The organism is Acinetobacter sp. S4397-1, assembly GCF_024129285.1.
Taxonomy (GTDB): domain Bacteria; phylum Pseudomonadota; class Gammaproteobacteria; order Pseudomonadales; family Moraxellaceae; genus Acinetobacter; species Acinetobacter lwoffii_C.
The window spans coordinates 1-381 of the sequence record NZ_JAMXXZ010000094.1; the positions used below are offsets into that span (position 1 = coordinate 1).

A 381-nucleotide genomic window follows, 5' to 3' on the forward strand; every position below is an offset into this window, starting at 1 on the left:
TGAAATCTGGCATGCTTTGCGGTGAAGCGGTATTTGAAGCAATCCAGGCCGGTGTAGAAAAAGGTGGTGATCTTGCAGTTGCCCGTGTGAGTGAAGGTGAAGATTTCTTCATCAAAGAGCTGACTGCCTATACCGAGAAGTTCAACAACAGCTGGCTGAAAGAAGAACTCTACAATGCGCGTAACTTTGGCCCGGCAATGCACAAGTTCGGTCAATGGATGGGGGGCGCCTTTAACTTTATTGACCAGAACGTGTTTAAAGTACCCTTCACTTTACATGACTTGGTGCCAGACTTTAAGACGCTGAAAACTGTTGATGCAGTGAACTTCAAGCCGAACTATCCAAAACCGGATGGCAAGCTGACGTTTGACCGTCTGTCTT

At 47.0% G+C, this 381-nt stretch carries 1 pseudogene; it reads left to right on the forward strand.

Annotation, left to right across the window (positions count from 1 at the left end):
* Window positions 1-381, forward strand: a pseudogene (locus NI467_RS14650) (electron transfer flavoprotein-ubiquinone oxidoreductase); the annotation flags it as partial.